The following is a 19,920-nucleotide window of genomic DNA, read 5'->3' as shown; positions in this document are numbered from 1 at the left end:
TTTTCAATAATTCTGGCTCCATTTTTTCTCCCGATATAAATATACTTTTTTGGCTTTATAGCAAAAAGTATTCCTTAGTATCGGAATGGGCTAACTTCTGTGATGAAGCAAAGTAAAAATCTTTTGATAATACTTATCTAAATGAGGCATCTCTTCTCTATCTACTTTAACAGGTACAAACCAGCGGTTAATAATTTCAGCAATTTTTGGATCTTCAAAAGATTCATGCGCCATTACATGACACCAATGACAAGTACTGTAACCAATAGATAAAAAGATAGGTTTATGCTCACGCTTTGCCTTTTCAAACGCCTCTTCACCCCAAGGATACCAGTTAACAGGATTATGAGCATGCTGTTGCAAATATGGAGATGGTTCATCTATAAGTTGGTTTGTATAAGTATATTTATTTGCAAGAAGTTCTAAAATAAACACTAAAGAAAGGATAAAATAGCGCATCATAATTTTCCTTTTTTACATATCATAGCAAAAAGGATTATAAGTTTGTATAATTTAAAAAGAGATTGCGCTATTTTCAGTTTTCTTAAATGACAAAAATCATACCCATCTTTTGACTACTGAACCTTCTCAACATAAGATGAGACTATCTGCCCTGATTCAAGTTCTACAATAAAACTTATTGGATTACAGCATACTTCACAATCTTCAATACCTTCAAATCTAGTCAATCCACTATCGATCAATATAGATACCCGCTGCCAACAGTAAGGGCAGGAAAAGAAATATTCAATCATCTTTCAACTTCCCCCTTTTTTCCTAAATATTATAATACATAGCTTCAGGATGGTAGACAACAATTGCAGCTGTTGACTGTTCAGGATGAATTTGAAGTGTTTCACTAAGAACTATTCCAAAATCTTCCGGTTTCAAGAAATTAAAAATAGGTTTATTAAGCTCCAATTCCGGACAAGCAGGATAGCCAGGAGAGTAACGTGCTCCTTGATATTTTCTCATCTCAACATCACGCAAAGAGTGTCCCTCTTTATCTGCAATATTAAGGTCTAGCCGTATCTGTTTATGTGCAATCTCTGCCAATGCTTCAGCCAACTCTACTCCTAAACCATGAACTAAGTAATATTCGTGAAACTTACCCTCATCATAAAGCTTGCGCTCATATTCACTTATTTTACGGCCTGCACTTACAGTTGTAAAAGCAACAACATCGTGACGATCCCTGTGAAAATAGTCAGCAAGACAACGCCACGGTTTTTTGGTTTGACGTGGGAAAGTCATTGCTTCACGTGCTCTGCCCATCACCTCATCAAGAGGCTCACGGTTGGCATCTTTATCACTATTCCACCCTTCACTTTCATCAAAAATCAATAGTGTTGTATCGTCACTTCTGCAAGGGTAATAGCCATATATAATTGTTGGATCAAAGAGACCTTCATCTATAAATTGTGCTTTTAGCCGTTCATATGCCGGCAATACAACCTCTTCAAGCTGTTTTTGATACTCATCTTTACTCATACCCTTTGAGCGGTATCCCCATCGTGACTTAAATAGAATACGATGATTAATCCATTCAAAAGCGATATTTAAATCAAAATCATCTTTAGTCATAACCCTGCGTCCCCAAAATGGAGGAACAGGCACTTTAATCTCACGAGATGGCATTTTTATCTCTTCAAAAGGAGGAATCTCTACCTCTTTTTTCTCTTTGATAACAACTACCTCTTCTTCATCTTTTCCATCACTGCCAAGTCTTGTATCAAAGTTTCCAGCCTCAATACGGCTCATAGCAATAACACCGTCAAAAGCATCACGACAATAGAAGATTGGCCCTTTATAAACTGGGCGGCAATACTCATCAACAAACCCTTTTGTTAATGCGGCACCACCAACAATAACAGGTATGTCTATTCCCATCTCAGTCATCTGTTCAAGATTCTCTTTCATTACTTGAGTCGATTTAACTAGTAGTCCGCTAAAACCTATGACATCTGCATTATGCTCTTTTGCAGCTTCTAAAAACTGTTCAAGTTCCACTTTGATACCAAGATTAACAACCTTAAAGCCATTGTTGGTAAGAATAATATCTACAAGGTTCTTACCAACATCGTGAACATCCCCTTTAACTGTACCAAGTATAAGTGTCGTATCACTCTCTTTCTCTTTCTTTGGCAAATAAGGGTTTAGGTAATCAACTGTAGCTTTCATTGTCTCAGCACTTTGCAAAACAAACGGAAGCTGCATCTGACCACTTCCAAAAAGATCACCTACAACTTTCATAGCTTCTATAAGAATCTCATTGACAATCTTTTCTGGTGAGATGCGGTGGCGTACCTCTTCTACAAGCGGAATCATCCTATCTTTATCACCATCAAGCAGAAGTTTATGTATCTTCTCCTCATCACTCATCTTAAGGTAAGCTTCATCTTCTGCTCCCTGATCAACCGCCTCTTTTTTACTAAAGTGTTCTATGAATTTAAAAAGAGGATCACCATTTTCTTGGTTATTAAACAGAAGATCTTCACAAACCTTACGATCCTCTTCGCTTATCCTGTTCATAGGGATGATATGCTTAACATTGATAATAACAGAAGTCAGCCCCGCTTCAAGACAGTGGTGTAAAAATACAGAGTTTAGATAAGGTCTTGCATCTTTATCTAATCCAAAAGAGATATTTGAAAGTCCAAGTGTAGTACCAACTTCAGGGTGTCTTCGTCTAAGTTCTCGAATTGCCTCTATTGTCTGCACGGCCGCATCGCGGTACTCTTCATCACCAGACCCAACAGTAAAGGTCAACACATCAAACACAAGATCTTGAGGCTTTAAACCATGCTTTTTAGTAGCTAGCTCATAAATGCGTTCAGCAACTTCAAGTTTGCGCTCAACTGTCTTTGCCATACCCTGCTCATCAATTGTTAAACAGACCAATGATGTACCAAAGCGTTTTGCCAGTTGGCAGACTGCATCAAACTTTTCGATTCCGTCTTCAAGGTTGACAGAGTTTATAATAGGCTTACCGCCTATGCACTTAAGAGCTGTCTCAAGCCCTTTTACCTGTGTTGAATCTGGCATTAACGGCAATGGAATTTTTTGAGCATAAAGACTTATGACTTCATGCATATCTTTAGTCTCATCCCGACCTGCAAATCCTACAGAAACATCAAGCACATGAGCTCCTGCACGAACCTGCTGCTGTCCAACCGTTAATGTACCTTCATAATCTTCTGCCAATAAAAGCTCACGAAAAGCCTTTGAGCCAGTAGCATTGGAGCGTTCACCAATGAGCAGTGGTGCCGGATCTTGCATTAATGGAACTGTATTGAAGAGTGATGCAAGAGAGGTTGGATGAGATCCGGTAGCTGGACGAGGCTTCATACCTTTAACAGCGTCAGATAGAGCTTTGATGTGTTGTGGTGTTGTTCCACAGCATCCACCAAGGAATGTAACACCATCATACTTAGTAAAACTTTTTTGCAACTCACTAAACTCTTCAGGTCCCATCGGGTAGTAAGTGTAACCACCACGGTTTTGAGGCAATCCAGCATTGGCATGAACAGAGATAGGTTTATGCCAAAGCTCTGATAGTGTTTTAACATGCTTTTCAACCTGTTCAGGACCAGTTCCGCAGTTAAAACCTAAAGAGAGAATATCAAAAGGCTCCATAATAGTAGCAATTGTTGTTGCATCAGTACCAATAAGCATAGAACCACTCAGCTCAATTGTGACCGATACCATAATCGGGGTCTTAACCTCTTTATCTTTGCAAGCATCTTCACAAGCATGAAGTGCAGCTTTAATCTGTAAAGGATCTTGGCACGTCTCAAGTAAGAAGATATCAACGCCACCATCAATCATCCCTTTAGCCATCTCCAGATAGCCACTATACATTTCATCATACTCTATATGCTTTAAAGATGGTAGTTTCGTTCCAGGTCCAATTGATCCAAGACAAAAACGAGGTTTTTGAGGCGTACTGAACTCTTCACATACAGACTTTACAAGTTCACACCCTTTTTTGCTAAGCTCATAGGCACGATCACCAATTTCATACTCATCAAGCACCCAATTCATTGAGCCGAATGTGTTTGTCTTAATGAGATCAGCTCCAGCCATTGCATATCGTTTGTGAATTTGTCGAATCAGTTCAGGAGCTGTAGCATTTAAAAGCTCATTACACCCCTCTTTTCCTTCCCAAGCATCTTCTGGAATATCCATAGACTGGATCTGAGTTCCCATTGCCCCGTCAATAACTAAAATTCTATCTTTCATTAACTGTTGAATATTTTGCATATAATATTTCCTATAATATAAAAAAACTTTTTATAGTTAGTAACAACTTCTTTTAGACTAACTTTTCATCTATATAAACTTAAATTATAAATAAGACTAAAATTATCTCTACTTCTTCTATTTCTATTTTTTCAAATAATATTTCATCCATTTTTTAAACTATTGTACTATTTTGCATATTTAGTTGTCAATTAGAGATATTTTTATATTTGATATCAAGAATTAATATTTATGATTTCCTCTTATAATTATTCAAAAAAGAAAAGATATATTAATCTATTCTTCAATTAAGTATTGTAATTTATCTTTTAACATATAGTGTCTATGAATTAGATTATCAGAACGATTTAACAAAGAAGAAACAGAATCAGATTCTTTTGATAAATTTGCAACAATAAAACAATTTACATTTGTAACTGTTTTAAGCAAGTTCTTGATTTCTATTAAAAATGAGTTCAAAAGTTTTTCTATATTCTCTTTTTTTTGATTTTGTATAATCACCCCAAAATGAGCACCATATAGTCGAAAAATCATATTTTTATCTGCAAATATATCATTTAAAACCTCTACAAACTCTAATAACAATTTTTCAGTTTGATTATGTCCAAATACTTTACTTATTTTCCCTAAATTATCAATTTGAATATGAATAAACCAAAATCTTTCTTTATTATCTAATAAATATTTTAGTTTAGTTTTAAGATAAGTAAAATTATATATTTTAGTCAACGGATCAATAATTGACAATTGTACCAATTGACTCTGTTTTGCTTTAAGCTCTTTTACCGTTTTATATAGTTTTAGTTGAGTATTCACTCTTGCTCTTAATTCTTCAGCGGTAAATGGTTTGTTTATATAATCTATAGCTCCATACTCAAATGCTTTTATTATAAAATCTAAACTATTTTCAGATGTCAGAAATATAACAGGAATATCTTTTGTACGTGGATGCTGTTTTAATCTTTTGCATACCTCAAATCCATCCATATTTGGCATAATAATATCAAGCAGTATTAGATCAAAGCTTACTTTAGTAGTTTTTATAAGTGCCTCTTTACCGCTCATTGATGTATATAACTTTATATTTTCAATATCCTCTAAAAAAGCAATAGCCATATCAATATAACTGTTTTTATCGTCAACAATTAATACATTCATCAAAATTACCAAACTTCCATTTCAATTAAATTATACAAAGCAAACTCTATTTCTACCACTCTCTTTTGCAGTATAAAGAGCATCATCTGCACGTTTAAGCGCTTTCTCTATATTTTTTTCATTAAAAACTTTAACTTCTGACACTCCAAGGCTAATAGTAAACTTCAACTTTTCATAATTATCTAAATTAATAGTTTTTAAGTCTATTTTTTCTCTTAATTTTTCAGCTACTCCTATTGCTTCTTCCAGCGATGTATTTGGTAGCAATACTACAAACTCTTCTCCGCCATATCTAGAGACGATATCACTTTTTCTTTGATTTTGAGTCAACTCATTTGCAAGCGAAATAATTACTTCATCACCAATTTGATGACCATAAGTATCATTAATATTTTTAAATTTATCAATATCTAACATAACCAAAGATAAACTTTGATTTTCTCGTTTTGCTATCTCTAAAATATGTTGTGACACATTAGTAAAATACCTTCTATTGTAGAGTTTTGTCATAGGATCAGTTGATGCTAAAAGCTTTAACTCTTTCATCAACTCTTGTAGTTTTAACTCTTTCTTTACTCTAGATAACAACTCTTTTGGTCTAAAAGGTTTTGTAACATAATCGGCTCCACCAATATCATAAGCCTTTTCAATACTATCTTCATCTGTTTTAGCTGTAATAAAGATTACTGGAATATCTTTTGTCTTTTCATTAGATTTTAATCTTTTACAAACTTCATATCCATCCATCTCTGGCATCATAATATCAAGTAAAATCAGATCTATACTCTCTTCATTTGCAATCTCAAGAGCATCTTCTCCATTTACTGCATCAATAACGTCATATTGTCCTAATAAATCAACCAATATATCAAGATTTGCAATAGTATCATCAACTATTAAAATAGTTTTACTTCCCATCTTATCTCCACTATAATTCTATTCTCTTTTTATAATTATTCATCAAGTTACTACTTAATTACTTGTTAATATAATAGCTATAAAAAGTGAGTTGTAAGATTTGTTTTTACATCATAGAGCAATCCCAAAACAGACTTTTTTATAATGGCTATATCATCTCCACAATAATTTTATATTTACGACCATCCACCAACTTTTTAAGCTCATTAAAAAGTTGTTGATCCTCATTAGAAAGCTTGTAGCTTAAAAGTTTTTCCAATACTTCATTACAAAGTTTCGATCTTCTTTTTTTGGCATACTCTTTAAGAGCTTCTAGTAACTCATCTCTTGTTTCAGTGTCTAATTCAGGCTTGAAATCTCTTTGGTTATCTATTTTTGAGAGTTTCTCTTCAAGTTCATCTATAACTGCATTTAGTTCTTTGTAAAACTCAGGAAGTAGGCTTTTGTTTTGTGTAACATCTAACTCTTTAGCAATGGTGTGTAAAGAGTTAGCTCCAATATTTGCACTTAAACCTTTGATTGTGTGGGTTACTCTTTTAAACTCTTCATCACTCAACTCTTCAAGTTTTACATCTTTATAACTCTCATAAAAGTCATTTAGAATTTTTAGATAGAGTTTTTTGTTGTTTGAGAGATATTTTAATCCTATACTTATATCTATATTTGTAAACTCAGGTAACTCTATCTCCTCTTTTTTTGTCTTAATCTCTGAAGAGCTCTCTTTTTTTGAGATAAACTTTAGTAGTGTTGCATATAGCTTTTCTACTTCTATTGGTTTATTTAAGTGTTCATTCATACCAGCAAGCTTGGTCTTTTCAACATCTTCTTTCATTGCATTTGCTGTTAGCGCAATGATTGGAATATCTTTATATTTCTCTCTTATGATTTTGGTTGCCTCAATTCCTCCCATTATTGGCATTTGCAGATCCATAAGGATTAGTTCATATTTGGTACTGTTTGCGTTAAACATATCAACTGCTTCAACACCATTATTTGCTATATCTATTTTTATACCGCTGTTTTCTAGTAAACCTATGATTATCTCTTGGTTTATAACATTGTCTTCTACTATCAAGATGGAACTACCGTTTAAACTTTGTAGATCATCTTTTAATGTATCTTCTTTAACTGTATCTATGTTTTTAATATCTACTCCATCTAAAAATAGCCCACTTAATATGTCATTTAAAACTGATGGATTTATTGGTTTTTGTAAAAATATATCAATACCAACATCTTTAGCCAAATTTGCAATACTCTCTTGTCTAAAACTGCTGATCATTATGATTGTTACCGGATGTTTTTTAAACTCTTTTTGTATTATTTTTGTAGCTTCTATACCATCTATTTTTGGCATATTCCAATCCATAAGTATTAGGTCATAACACTCTTTGCATTTACAAACTTTTTTGACTGCCTCTTCTCCACTGTATGCATGATCAACTTTTATGTTGAACATCTCCAATATATTTGCCAATATACTATGCCAAGATTTATTGTCATCTACTACTAAAACTTTTTTATCACTAAACAGGTTAAACTGCTTAGTATCTTCTCTCTCTTCTAATTCAATCTCAAATATAAATTTACTTCCTTTTCCATACTCACTCTCTACCCAAATCTTTCCATTCATAAGTTCAACAAGTTGTTTAGATATTGCAAGTCACAGTCCTGTTCCGCCATACTTTCTGGTGGTACTTCCATCTGCTTGTGAAAATGATTTAAAGAGTTTAGATTGTTGCTCATATGTTAAACCTATTCCTGTATCAACTACTTCAAATCTTAATAGATTTTTATATATTTTTGTAATATATATTCCAACTTCACCATCATCAGTAAATTTAACTGCATTACTCAATAAGTTTGTAAGAACTTGACTTACTCTTAAGCTATCTCCATAATATTTTTTCCCTAAACTCTTATCATAACTTATTATTAATTCAATATTTTTTTCATGGGCTTTATATTCTATTAAATTTATTACATTTTCTATCATTTTAAATAGATCGAATTCAATCTTCTCTATTGACAGTTTTCCTGCTTCTATTTTTGAAAAATCTAAAATATCGTTTATGATGCCTAGAAGTGATTTTGCACTGTTATCTATCTTTTGTATGTAATTTTTCTGTTTATCATCAAGGTCAGTTTGCAAAACTAAATGAGACATTCCTAAAATTCCATTCATTGGGGTTCTTATCTCATGGCTCATATTTGCTAAAAAGTTACTTTTCGCTTTTGTTGCTTCTTCAGCTTTACGTTCTGCTTCTGTACGTATTAAAACCTCATTCTCAAGACTAGTATTTCTTGACTCCAACTCATTTTCTGCTCTATCTTTACTATCTTGAATAAGTAAAATCCACCAAGCAACTATACTCATTAAAATACCAATTATCATAGAGTAATTTTCTATAGACTCTCTAAACAATCCTCTTTGATCATATGGAATCAAATCTATTTGTATAGAGTAAGACATCCATCCAGTAATCCATATTAATAAAAAGAATCCCGATGATAGAAGAAAAAAATTAAAAACTTTGAAGCTAGTGTCTTTTGAAATAGTGTTTCTAAATATTGTACTTACAAATTTAGCAATCTTATCTCGCATACTGCGTTCTCTATCTTTTTTACAAATATCATGACATAAAGAATCAAGAGAACAGCATAAAGAGCAGATATTTGAATTATGTAAAGGGCAATATGCCATATCTTCTATTTCATACTCATGATTACAAGTTTTACAAGTTTCATAAACTTTTTTACTATTTAAATGTATATTTTCTCTTGCTATATAATATTCACCTTTTGTCAAAATAGCTATGATTGGGGAGAGTAATATGGCTATAAACATGGCAATTATTGCAGAGTAACTTTGAGCTAAACTCCCAAAATATCCCATAAAAGCAAATATGGATATAAGTGATGCAATTCCCATACTTCCAACACCAACAGGATTTACATTATAAAGGTATGCTCTTTTAAACTCTACAACTTTTGGAGCCAGTCCTAAAGGTTTATTTATGACTAAATCTGCAAAAATTGCTCCAATCCAAGCGATGGCAACATTAGAGTAGAGTCCCAAAACCTTTTCTAAAACATCAAAAACTCCAAGCTCCATAAGTAGTAATGCAATACCTATATTAAAGAGCATCCAAACAACACGACCAGGGTGGGAATGTGTAACACGTGAAAAAAAGTTTGACCAAGCCAGTGAACCTGCATAAGCATTTGTTACATTTATTTTGATTTGCGAGATTATTACAAATATAGTAGCAGCAACTAAAGCATGTTCTGGATTATCAAAAATATATTGATAACCTATATTGTACATCTCAATAGGTGTTTTAGCTTCATATGCACTTAGTCCCGTCAATAAAACCATAGATGCTAAAAACATACCACCTATCTGTTTTAAAAAACCTAGTATTATCCAACCTGGTCCAGCTATGAGTACTGAAACCCACCATTTAAATCTATTCTCTTTTTTAAGTGGTGGCATAAAACGCAGATAATCAACCTGTTCTCCAATCTGAGCTATCAAAGATAGTGACACTCCAACTGCCATACCAAAATAGTAAAAATCAAACTCATTACTGCCAGATATATTTCCTGTAAGAGACTTGAAAGCAGAAATTGCATTTGGCTCTTTGTATAGTATGGCAATGTATGGGACAACCATCATAATAAGCCAAATGGGTTGAGTTAAAAACTGCAATCTATTTATAAGAGTAATTCCGTAAAAAACAATGGGAATAATTACTAAAGAGCTAATTATATATCCAAAACTTAAAGGAATACCAAAATAAACCTCCAATGCCTGCGCCATAATGGCAGCTTCAAGTGCAAAAAAGATAAAACTAAAAGATGCATATATCAAAGATGTAAATGTAGAGCCAACATAACCAAACCCTGCACTTCTTGTAATCAAATCTATATCTATATTATATTTTGCGGCATAGTAACTAATAGGAATTGCTGTAAAAAATATGATGAGTGAAGCTGTAAGAATTGCCCAAAATGCTGTAGTAAACCCATAATGTAGGGCAATGGAAGCTCCAATAGCCTCAAGAGCCAAAAAAGATATACTCCCTATAGCAGTATTTGCAATTAAAAACTCAGACCATTTTCTAAAGGTTTTTGGAGCATATCGTAAAGAGTAGTCTTCTATAGTCTCATCTGCTACAAGTTGATTGTAGTTTCGTATTCTGTTTTGCATCTAAAAATCTTTATTATAAAAGTTTATGTAAATAGTAGCAATAAAAAGTAAGTTTCAAGATTTGTCTTAAAACAAATTAGCTGTCTTAAAACAAACTTTTATATGATAGAATTTAATTATGGAATTAAATGAATTATATAAATTAAGCCTGCTATATGTAGAAGATGATGAGTCTGTAAGTCAAAGCTATGCTTCATCATTTGAGCTATTTTTTCAAAATGTTTATATTGCAAAAAATTACGAAGAGGCACTTGAAATATATGCTAAAAATTCCCCAGATATTATTTTGGTGGACATAGAATTGAAAAACAGTTTAAATGGTATGGCTATTGTAAAAAAGATTAGAGAAGATGATGTTGGCACTCCAATAGTTTTTTTAACATCATATAGTGATAACAAATACCTTATGGAAGCTATAAACCTTCAAATAGATGGCTATATTATAAAACCTCTTGATATTGTAAATTTCCAACAAAGTATGCTGAAATGTTTAAAAAAAATTAGATCACAACAGATTGTTACTTTAGATTCTAAATTATATTATGATTTTGATTCTCTTGAACTTTTTGAAGAAAATATAAAAGTAAAACTTGGCAAAAAAGAGAATCTTTTATTACAACTATTTCTAAAAAATCGAAATAAGATCATTAGTCGCAATGATTTAGAGTTTCATATTTGGAATGACAACTATATAAGTGACAGTGCTATTAAGAACCTTATTGGAAGCTTAAGAAGAAAAATAGGAAAAGAAAAAATTATCAATATAAGTAAAATCGGATGGAAAATAAATATAGAATAATAATCTTTTTTTTAATATTTGCAACAAATTTTTTATTTGCAAAATCTTTAGAAAAAATCACTTTGCAATTTCAATGGAAACATCAGTTTGAGTATGCTGGATTTTATATAGCAAAAGAGAAAGGGTACTATAAAGATGTAGGGCTTGATGTTGAGTTTGTAGAGTTTAGTCCTGAAATTAACATTATTGATAAGGTACTCAGTAAAGAAGGGATATATGGAACCACCTATGCAAATATAGTTTCAGAATATCTCAAAGGCAAGCCAATTGTTTTTGTTGCAAACTTTTTTAAACAGTCCCCTTTAGCAATTGTAACAACTAAAGATATTCGTCTTCCTTCAGATTTAAAAGGTAAAAAAGTTATGGGGATTGGAAACGATATTAATAGTGCTATGATGCTAATTATGTTTAAAAAGTTTGGTTTGACATCTAATGACTTTATTCATATTCCTCCTAGTTTTAACGTACAAGATTTTATAGATAAAAAAGTAGATGCAATGGCAATTTTTACAACTAATGAAATCTACTATCTTAATAAAGCAAAAGTTCCTTATAATCTTTTAAATCCTACTATATATGGAGCTGAGTTTTATGATTTAAATCTTTTTACATCACAAGAAGAAGTAAAACATCATCCTAAACGAGTAAAAAAATTTAGAGATGCTTCTATAAAAGGGTGGGAATATGCTCTGAAGCATAAAGATGAAGTAATAGAACTAATACTTAAAAAGTACAATACACAACATAAAACAAAAGATGCTTTAATATTTGAGGCAAAACAGGTTGAAAGTATTATGCTGCCAAATATATATCCTATAGGAAGTATTGACAAAAATAGAATCAAATTGATGGTTGATAATTTTAAAAATCTAGGTTTTGTTGATCAAAATAAAACAATTAATTACAAAGATTTCATCTTTAGAGAGAATAGATACAATATTCCATTAACTAAAGAGGAGTTGGAATATTTAGATTCAAAAAAAATTATAAAGGTACATAATGAAATAGACTGGGCACCTTTTAACTACAATATAAATGGAAAAGCAGAAGGTTTTTCAATTGATTATATGAATTTGATTGCAAAAAAGATAGGTATTAAAATTGAATATGTACATGGTTATAGTTGGAATGAATTTATAAAGATGTTAAAAGATGGCTCATTAGACGTTATGTTAAATATTGTAAAAACACCGAAAAGAGAAAAGTTTTTATCTTTTACATCACCTTACAAAGAAGTAATAGATAGTGTTGTAACAAGAGAAGAGAATGCAAAAAAATACAAAAGTTTAAATGATTTTAATGGAAAAATATTAGCAGTTATAAAAGGGTTCTCAGAAGAAGAGTTAATTCAAAAATATTATCCTAAAATAAAGGTACTGTTAGTAAATAATACACTTGATGGATTAAAGGCAGTAGCTTTTAATGAAGCTGATGGTTTCATGAATACTTTAGGTGTTTTAAACTATACAATACAAAAATACAATATAAGCAATTTAAAACCAGCTTTTGATGTAAAAAACAAACATTTTAGTGTAAAACTTCGAATAGCGACAAATAAGCAACAAGAAATATTAAGAGATATTTTACAAAAAGGCATAAATAACATCACTGAACAAGAGAAAAATGAACTAATGAATAAATGGTTTATGAGACATATATCTAATATTGATTATATGCTCATTATTAAAATTATCTCTTTTACTCTATTAATAATTATATTTGTAATAGTTTGGAATATTAAACTCAAACAAAAAGTAAACCAAGAAATTGAAAAAAATAGGTTACAAGAAACTCTTTTATTTTACTATAACAAACAAGAGTCAATGAAAAATATTGTAAATAATATTGCACATCAATGGAAAGCTCCACTCAATGAATTATCTTCTTGGATTATGCTTTTAGACTCTAAACTATTTTTAAATCAAGATATTTCTAAAGATGAATTAAAAAGAATAACAAAATTAATGAAAGGAAGTATACAATTTATGACAAATACAATTGACACTTTCAATAATTTTTATAAAGATAATGATCAGAAAGAGTATTTTTCTATTGAAGAAGCTATAGATGAAACTCTAGAAATTATACATAATAGTATAGAAGAACATAATATTACAATATATAAAAATATAGAAAAAGATTTGCGTATAATAGGTAATAAGAATCAACTTGAACAAGTACTACTTACACTTTTTACAAATGCTCAAAATATTTTTAAAGAACGTAATATCCAAAACCCAACCATTACTATAGATGCAAGAAAAGAAGATAAATTTATCATCATAACTGTTAAAGATAATGGTGGCGGTATTGATGGAAATATTGAGGATATATTTACACCTACTATTTCCAAAACAAAAAATAGTTCAGGATTTGGACTTTTTATAGCAAAAAATATTATACAAACAAAATTTAATGGAGAGATTAATGCAAAAAATATTTTGGAAGGAGCTGTTTTCAATATTAAAATTAAGTAAATTTATATCACTATTTATTAATTCTATACGAAGAAGGATATTTTATAACTCTCTTTTTACCAGGTAACAGTACATAATCCAAACCACGTGAACTAAACATTAATGTAGAACTCTTTATAGTAAATGTTTTAAACTGATACGATACATTCTCTTTTGCAAATAAAGCTTTACCTATAAGATCTCCATACTCAGGAATCCAAGTCAGTCCAGCAAGCCCAAAAGAGAGTATGTAAAATATAATTTTCGATATATTGCTGTTTCTTACCATAAAGACTGCACCATATAGCAATATGCCTATTGGCCAAAGCCACCAAAGCTGACTCTCAATAAAAAATTGATTGAAATAGATTGGAATGTCATACTTCTCTATATAGTTAACCATCAATCCTGCATAAAAAATAAAATCGAATACTAACCAAAAAAGAAGACCAAAAAGCAGCAGTGTAATAATTTTGCTCATCTAATTCTTACCTTTCTACTTTTATAGAGTCTCCAAATGGAAGATGGTTCACTCTCAAAAAGCTTTTTATCTGATTCTACCATAACATCGCATACACTTTTTGCAAACTCCTCATCAAACTTAGCACCATGCTTATTTGCTGAAGTTGTATACATCCATCCAAACTGTTCAATAAATCTTTTATGAGAGCCAGATACTTTTCTGAAAGATTGTCCATTAGGCAAGATAAAGGAGCTTTTTTTGCTTCGACGCAAATAAGAGCGAAAGCGTCGGGGAACCCGCCCGACACTGTGTAAATTTTCAAATCGACTGATCGCTTTTAAAAAAGGTTTATTTGAAGGTCTTCCCTTTACAGTACATAATTTATCTTGTGATTGAGATAAAAACCCTACTGTTGTATCTGTTTGAGTTAAATATACCCAATCTCCTCTCATTATTCACTCAAATAGTCCTGAAGTGCTTTTGGCTCTAATGCACCCTCAATTTTCATCTCTTTAATAGCAGCAGCAGATACTCTTGCCGCAGCCAATGTTGTAAAGTATGGTACATTGAAGCGTAAAACAGCCTGTCTAATTCTTTTTGCATCATCTTTACTAGATTTGTTATCTGAAGTATTCAGTGCCATATCTATTTCGCCATTCTTTAGTAGGTCCTCTACATTAGGACGACCTTCAGATATTTTTAAAACAACTTCAGACTCTACACCTGCTTCTGATAGAACTTTATGAGTACCTGATGTTGCAACAATTTTAAATCCTAAATCTATAAATAGTTGACCAATCTCTGCTGCCTCATCTTTATCGTGATCTGTAAGAGACATAAATAGAGTACCAGATAGAGGTAGATGGTTTTTAGATGCAAACTGACTCTTTGCAAACGATATACCAAATGACTTGCTAATTCCCATAACCTCACCGGTTGACTTCATTTCAGGCCCAAGAATAAGGTCAGAACCAGAAAGTTTATTAAATGGAAAAACTGCCTCTTTAACAGCAATATGATCTTTTAGCTTAGGTTTAAGCACATTTCCATCATCAGTTACAACATTAAATGTATCATAAAACTTTAATGCTTCACGCAAATCACCTTTATACATAACACGCGTTGCAACTTTAGCCAAAGGAACACCAGTAGCTTTAGATACAAATGGAACTGTTCGACTTGCACGAGGGTTAACTTCTATTAAGTAAACTTCATCTTTATATATTGCATACTGAATATTAAGAAGTCCCTTTACACCAAGACCAAGAGCAATTGCTTTAGTCTGATTCTCAACATCTTTTACAAGTTTATCGCTGATAGATACAGTTGGAAGAGAACATGCACTGTCACCTGAGTGAATTCCAGCCTCTTCAATATGCTGCATAATAGATCCTATATATACATCTTTACCATCACTAATAGCATCTACATCAAGCTCAATTGCATGATCAAGGAACTTGTCTATCAAAACAGGCGACTCATTGCTTACACTAACTGCTTCATCCATATATTCACGCAGTTCACCTTCATTGTAAACTGTTCGCATTGCACGACCGCCAAGTACATAACTTGGACGCACAAGTACCGGATAACCAATATTTGATGCTATTGCAAATGCCTCTTCTTTGGTAAATGCCGTACCGTTTGCAGGCTGTTTTAGTCCAAGATTTTTAATAAAACTAGAGAACTTCTCTCTATCTTCAGCTTCATCAATTACCTTTGCACTGGTTCCAATAATCTTTCCACCAATAGAGGTAATCTTTTTTGCAAGTTTAAGAGGTGTTTGTCCTCCAAAGTGAACAATTATTCCATCTGGATTTTCTCTCTCAATAACATTTCTAACATGTTCAAAATCGATTGGATCAAAGTAGAGAATATCACTGGTATCATAGTCAGTTGAAACAGTTTCAGGGTTACAGTTATACATAATTGAAGTAACACCCATATCTTCAAGAGCAAATGCAGCATGAACACAGCAGTAATCAAACTCAATACCTTGACCAATACGGTTAGGTCCACCACCTATGATTAGAACTTTCTTTTTATCATCATTATCTTTTTCAGGCTCTATTGCCTGTGGAAGTTTCATTATATTTGTAGAAGAATACAAATATGGCGTAAGTGCTTTAAACTCTGCGGCACAAGTATCAACTTCATGATACTCTAACTCAATACCATGTTTTTTACGTGCTGCATAGATATCATTTTCACTCAAATCCATATTATCTTTTTCATTAATAAGCTTCGCAATCATCGCATCACTGAAACCATCTGCTTTTACTCTACGAAGCAGTTCAGGATTTTGAAGAATTTCAATGTCAATCTCTTTTTCCAAATCTACAATCTGCTTAATCTGATGCAAGAACCAAGGATCTATCTTGCTTAGTTCATGAATATCTTCTATGCTGTACCCAACTCTTAAAGCTTGAGCTACATAGAGCAGACGTTTCTCATTTGGTCGACGAATTTCACGACGCAGTGTTTCATCATCACAATTTACAGGATCAAATCCTACAAGACCTGTTTCAAGTGAGCAGAGTGCCTTTTGGACAGACTCTTTAAAGGTACGTCCAATTGCCATTACTTCACCGACACTTTTCATTGAAGTTGTCAAAGTTGAGTCTGCTTGAGGAAACTTCTCAAATGTAAAGCGTGGTATTTTTGTAACAATATAGTCAATTACCGGCTCAAAACTTGCAGGAGTACCTGTAATGTCATTTTTAATCTCATCAAGTGTAAACCCTACAGCAAGAAGCGTAGCAACTTTTGCAATCGGATAACCTGTCGCTTTTGAAGCCAATGCCGAAGAGCGGCTGACACGAGGGTTCATTTCAATAACAATCATACGCCCAGTTTCAGGATTTACAGAAAACTGTACATTAGATCCACCAGTATCAACACCAATTTCACGTAAAATCTGGAAACTTGCATCACGCATACGCTGATACTCTTTATCAGTTAGTGTCAATGCCGGTGCAACAGTAATAGAGTCTCCTGTATGAACACCCATAGGATCAAGGTTTTCTATAGAACAAACTATGATACAGTTATCCTCTCTGTCACGGATAACCTCCATCTCATACTCTTTCCATCCAAGCAGACTCTCTTCTATGAGAATCTCATTAATAGGACTAGCTTCCAATCCTGCTGCAGCCAATGCCTTAAACTCATCAATATTATAAGCTACACCGCTACCGCCACCTGCTAATGTGTATGAAGCACGAATAATTAGAGGAAAACCAATATTTTCGGCAGCATTCATAGCTTCATCCATAGAGTATGCATACTGGCTTTTTGGAAGGTCCATTCCAATTTTGATCATTGCCTCTTTGAATGCCTGTCGATCTTCACCTTTTTTAATGGCTTCTGGATTTGCGCCAAGAAACTCAACACCTTCAAGCATACTTTTTTCATGCATACTCATAGCAACATTGAGTGCTGTTTGTCCACCCATTGTTGGCAAAATAGCATCAACACCCTCTTTTTCTATAATCCTGGCAACTACATCTTCGGTAATAGGCTCAATATATGTACGATCTGCAAACTCAGGATCGGTCATAATCGTTGCAGGGTTGGAGTTAATAAGCACAACACGGTAACCAAGCTCTTTCAGCGTCTTGGCTGCCTGCGTTCCAGAGTAGTCGAATTCACAAGCCTGACCAATTACGATCGGCCCAGATCCAATCAACAATATCGTTTTAATATCATCTCGTTTGGGCATCTATAACCTCTCCTGAGTAAATTTTTTATTTTTACATAGCATATTACCATCGAATGAAGATAATATGTTATACAAAAAAACTATTTTACTAAAAAAGCTCTTAAAACTTGCCATATTTATCTTTTAAGTGGGTAAGTTATATGAAGAAAATTTGGATGAAGTGTATCACCGTAAAGACGTATCTTCGCATCTTGAAATCCTTGCATCTTCTTTGTTTCTAAAACTTCTCCAACAGGAACTCCTATAGGAAAAATATGATCCAAGCCACTTGTAACTACTTTATCGCCAACATTAATCTTTATCCATTCAGGAATATATCGAACCACCATAGTACGAGCATCTAATCCAAATGCAATGCCAGGAGCTTTTTCTTTTCCTATATACACAGCAAAATTACACTCAGGATCTCCTGCTAATATCATTAATGGTCTGTTTTGACTCTCAACAATAACACCTACTGCATTTCCCTCTTTTAATACACCATAAATATATTTAGGATCATAATCTTTAAATTTTTCAAGCCACAACTTTTGAAAATTACCTAACTGAGCATAACCAAGTGGTTGTACAATTTGATTTGATATATTTACATTATTATGTGACAGCTCTTTTTTTAGAGAGTAGTATCGTTCTGCATCACTGCGATATATGTAAGAGCTATTTTTGCATGAGTTTAACTCATCTTTTAACTCTTCAATCTTTTTTGCTTGAAAAGTATGAGACTCAACTTTATTTGAAATAGACTGAGCAATTGAATGGTAAAATAATTCAACATTAGATGAAAAGAGTGTAATATATGTACGAAGAGAGGGACTGTAGTAAACTAATACTCCAGCCCCCAGTAATAGTGATACAAGAAATGGTATGCGGTAAAAAAATTTATTCATATGCAAGCTGCTGAAGAAGATCTATCTCTTCAAGAGCCCGTCCTGTCCCTTTTGCTACAGCAAGAAGCGGCTCTTCAGCAACATAGACAGGCAGTTTAACTACTTCAGAAAGATATTTATCTAAAAGCCTGATCAACGCACCGCCCCCAGTTAGAATAACTCCATTTTCAACAATATCACCGGCAAGATCTGGACGAGCCTGTTCTAAAATACTTTTTAATGCTTCAGCAATCTCTCTAAGAGGTTCTGCCATTGCCTCTCTTGCATCTTCACTTGTCAATTCAATAGAGTTAAGCAATCCACTGACTTGGTCTCTACCATTGACTGTCATAGTCAACTCCTCTTCAAGAGGCATAGCAGTTCCTATTGTTATCTTAATATCTTCAGCGACACGATCACCTATTAAAAGATTATACTTTTTCTTTACATATTCAGATATTGCTTTATCTATCTTATCTCCAGCTGTTCTAATAGATTTGCTAATAACAATACCGCCAAGAGATACTACACCAATCTCTGTTGTTCCACCGCCAATATCTACAACAAGGTTACCATGAGCCTCTTTTACAGGCAGTCCTGCTCCAATAGCAGCAGCCATTGGCTCTTCAATCAAAAATACCTCTCTAGCACCGGCACTCAATGCAGATTCGCGTACAGCCTTACGTTCAACTTGAGTCAATCCATAAGGAACACAAACAATAATACGAGGGCGAACAAATGATTTGCGATGATGGGCTTTTTCAATGAAATATCGGATCATCTTCTCCGTCATATCAAAGTCTGCAATAACTCCATCACGCATAGGACGTATAGCTCTTATATTGCCAGGGGTCTTTCCAACCATCTCTTTTGCTTCATGCCCAACAGCAAGTACCCGCTCTACTCCGGATTTATTTGTCTGTACAGCAACTACAGATGGTTCATTAATAATTATACCCTCACCTTTTAGCAAAACAAGAGTATTTGCTGTACCAAGATCTATAGCCATATCATTTGAAAAAAAACCTATCAATTTATCCAAAAACATGCTCTACCCGCCTTT

Annotated in this window: 14 protein-coding genes; 2 read left to right on the top strand and 12 right to left on the bottom strand. The window is 33.0% G+C overall.

The window, feature by feature from the left end:
• Positions 1–90 precede the first annotated feature (90 nt).
• The 7 genes from BM227_RS02625 to BM227_RS12960 all read right to left on the bottom strand — a co-directional run bounded on the left by BM227_RS02625 (position 91) and on the right by BM227_RS12960 (position 10,552).
• Complete coding sequence (locus BM227_RS02625) at positions 91–459, bottom strand: DUF255 domain-containing protein (RefSeq protein ID WP_092910917.1); 369 nt, start codon at positions 457–459, stop codon at positions 91–93.
• Between the two features lie 116 nt (positions 460–575).
• Positions 576–755 carry a zinc ribbon domain-containing protein gene (locus tag BM227_RS02620; protein ID WP_092910904.1) on the bottom strand — a complete coding sequence of 60 codons (180 nt, stop codon included), beginning with the start codon at positions 753–755 and terminating at the stop codon, positions 576–578.
• A 22-nt stretch (positions 756–777) separates the two neighbouring features.
• On the bottom strand, positions 778–4,263 hold the full coding sequence (gene metH, locus BM227_RS02615) for a methionine synthase (RefSeq protein ID WP_092910902.1): 3,486 nt from the start codon (positions 4,261–4,263) through the stop codon (positions 778–780).
• A gap of 276 nt (positions 4,264–4,539) precedes the next feature.
• Positions 4,540–5,421, bottom strand: a complete 882-nt coding sequence (locus BM227_RS12700) for a GGDEF domain-containing response regulator (protein ID WP_177201959.1) — start codon at positions 5,419–5,421, stop codon at positions 4,540–4,542.
• 30 nt (positions 5,422–5,451) lie between these two features.
• The gene (locus tag BM227_RS02605; RefSeq protein WP_092910900.1) at positions 5,452–6,339 is read right to left on the bottom strand and encodes a diguanylate cyclase; all 888 of its coding nucleotides are present in this window, start codon (positions 6,337–6,339) and stop codon (positions 5,452–5,454) included.
• Positions 6,340–6,487: 148 nt separating this feature from the next.
• Positions 6,488–7,972, bottom strand: a complete 1,485-nt coding sequence (locus tag BM227_RS12965; RefSeq protein ID WP_092910898.1) for a response regulator — start codon at positions 7,970–7,972, stop codon at positions 6,488–6,490.
• A 30-nt stretch (positions 7,973–8,002) separates the two neighbouring features.
• Positions 8,003–10,552, bottom strand: coding sequence for a histidine kinase dimerization/phospho-acceptor domain-containing protein (locus tag BM227_RS12960; RefSeq protein ID WP_092910896.1), 2,550 nt, complete (start codon positions 10,550–10,552; stop codon positions 8,003–8,005).
• A gap of 118 nt (positions 10,553–10,670) precedes the next feature.
• Between BM227_RS12960 and BM227_RS02590 the strand changes: the two genes are divergently transcribed.
• Complete coding sequence (locus BM227_RS02590) at positions 10,671–11,351, top strand: response regulator transcription factor (RefSeq protein WP_092910894.1); 681 nt, start codon at positions 10,671–10,673, stop codon at positions 11,349–11,351.
• A gap of 62 nt (positions 11,352–11,413) precedes the next feature.
• Positions 11,414–13,828, top strand: a complete 2,415-nt coding sequence (locus tag BM227_RS02585) for an ABC transporter substrate-binding protein (RefSeq protein WP_177201958.1) — start codon at positions 11,414–11,416, stop codon at positions 13,826–13,828.
• A gap of 10 nt (positions 13,829–13,838) precedes the next feature.
• Here BM227_RS02585 and BM227_RS02580 read toward each other — a convergent pair whose 3' ends face one another.
• From BM227_RS02580 to BM227_RS02560, 5 genes are all read right to left on the bottom strand, one after another.
• Positions 13,839–14,288, bottom strand: coding sequence for a hypothetical protein (locus BM227_RS02580; RefSeq protein WP_092910890.1), 450 nt, complete (start codon positions 14,286–14,288; stop codon positions 13,839–13,841).
• Positions 14,285–14,722: an L-threonylcarbamoyladenylate synthase gene (locus BM227_RS02575; protein WP_092910888.1), complete on the bottom strand. Its 438-nt coding sequence runs from the start codon at positions 14,720–14,722 to the stop codon at positions 14,285–14,287. Before BM227_RS02575 ends, BM227_RS02580 begins: the two co-directional genes overlap by 4 nt.
• Positions 14,722–17,991 (bottom strand): carbamoyl-phosphate synthase large subunit, encoded by a 3,270-nt coding sequence (gene carB / locus BM227_RS02570; protein ID WP_092910886.1) that lies wholly within the window; start codon positions 17,989–17,991, stop codon positions 14,722–14,724. The genes BM227_RS02575 and carB overlap by 1 nt, the downstream gene beginning before the upstream one ends.
• Before the next feature lie 116 nt (positions 17,992–18,107).
• Positions 18,108–18,878: a rod shape-determining protein MreC gene (gene mreC, locus BM227_RS02565; RefSeq protein ID WP_092910884.1), complete on the bottom strand. Its 771-nt coding sequence runs from the start codon at positions 18,876–18,878 to the stop codon at positions 18,108–18,110.
• Positions 18,871–19,905, bottom strand: coding sequence for a rod shape-determining protein (locus BM227_RS02560; RefSeq protein WP_092910882.1), 1,035 nt, complete (start codon positions 19,903–19,905; stop codon positions 18,871–18,873). The genes mreC and BM227_RS02560 overlap by 8 nt, the downstream gene beginning before the upstream one ends.
• Between the last annotated feature and the right edge of the window lie 15 nt (positions 19,906–19,920).

Origin of the sequence: Hydrogenimonas thermophila (assembly GCF_900115615.1) — a bacterium.
Taxonomy (GTDB): domain Bacteria; phylum Campylobacterota; class Campylobacteria; order Campylobacterales; family Hydrogenimonadaceae; genus Hydrogenimonas; species Hydrogenimonas thermophila.
Note: the sequence above shows the minus strand (reverse complement) of the source record. Positions and strands in the feature narration are given on the sequence as shown.

Excerpts from the sequence above, each read along its gene's own strand:
- BM227_RS02620 (WP_092910904.1), bottom strand. The coding sequence starts at position 755 with ATGATTGAATATTTCTTTTCCTGCCCTTACTGTTGGCAGCGGGTATCT.
- BM227_RS12965 (WP_092910898.1), bottom strand. The coding sequence starts at position 7,972 with ATGAATGGAAAGATTTGGGTAGAGAGTGAGTATGGAAAAGGAAGTAAA.
- BM227_RS12960 (WP_092910896.1), bottom strand. The coding sequence starts at position 10,552 with ATGCAAAACAGAATACGAAACTACAATCAACTTGTAGCAGATGAGACT.
- BM227_RS02625 (WP_092910917.1), bottom strand. The coding sequence starts at position 459 with ATGCGCTATTTTATCCTTTCTTTAGTGTTTATTTTAGAACTTCTTGCA.
- mreC (WP_092910884.1), bottom strand. The coding sequence starts at position 18,878 with ATGAATAAATTTTTTTACCGCATACCATTTCTTGTATCACTATTACTG.
- carB (WP_092910886.1), bottom strand. The coding sequence starts at position 17,991 with ATGCCCAAACGAGATGATATTAAAACGATATTGTTGATTGGATCTGGG.
- BM227_RS02605 (WP_092910900.1), bottom strand. The coding sequence starts at position 6,339 with ATGGGAAGTAAAACTATTTTAATAGTTGATGATACTATTGCAAATCTT.
- BM227_RS02580 (WP_092910890.1), bottom strand. The coding sequence starts at position 14,288 with ATGAGCAAAATTATTACACTGCTGCTTTTTGGTCTTCTTTTTTGGTTA.
- BM227_RS12700 (WP_177201959.1), bottom strand. The coding sequence starts at position 5,421 with ATGAATGTATTAATTGTTGACGATAAAAACAGTTATATTGATATGGCT.
- BM227_RS02575 (WP_092910888.1), bottom strand. The coding sequence starts at position 14,722 with ATGAGAGGAGATTGGGTATATTTAACTCAAACAGATACAACAGTAGGG.
- BM227_RS02560 (WP_092910882.1), bottom strand. The coding sequence starts at position 19,905 with ATGTTTTTGGATAAATTGATAGGTTTTTTTTCAAATGATATGGCTATA.
- metH (WP_092910902.1), bottom strand. The coding sequence starts at position 4,263 with ATGCAAAATATTCAACAGTTAATGAAAGATAGAATTTTAGTTATTGAC.
- BM227_RS02590 (WP_092910894.1), top strand. The coding sequence starts at position 10,671 with ATGGAATTAAATGAATTATATAAATTAAGCCTGCTATATGTAGAAGAT.